1 protein-coding gene is annotated in these 342 nt (G+C 64.0%); it reads right to left on the bottom strand.

From position 1 onward, the window contains the following. Window positions 1-294: hypothetical protein (locus N826_RS39385; RefSeq protein WP_157599454.1), on the bottom strand; the 294-nt coding region annotated here is incomplete at its 3' end. Between the last annotated feature and the right edge of the window lie 48 nt (window positions 295-342).

The raw sequence follows: 342 nt of genomic DNA on the forward strand, positions 1-342 counted from the left end.
CCCGCGCTCGGCGGCGAAGGCGAAATGGCCGGACAGGATATCGAAGAAGGCGGCTACCGTCCGGTTAGGATCGGATATCCAAGCGTCGTCCTCAAGGCGTTGCTGCGCCGGCCAGCCGTCCATCCGCTCGTATTGGAACCGGGTTACCGTTCCCCAATACTCCACTTCCAGGTGGCCTTCGTCGTCCAGGTGAGTTTCCAGAACTTCCCCTTCGACATCGCTCAGGTCCGTCTCGTCGGTCAGCGCCGCCACGTCGTCGTAAAGGGTGTAGGTGCGGCACGCCCGCTCTCCCACGGCGAATAGATCCGCGGTAGTGCGCGAACGCCAGATCCCGGCGGGCAG

It is taken from the genome of Skermanella aerolata KACC 11604, from assembly GCF_000936425.1.
GTDB lineage: Bacteria > Pseudomonadota > Alphaproteobacteria > Azospirillales > Azospirillaceae > Skermanella > Skermanella aerolata.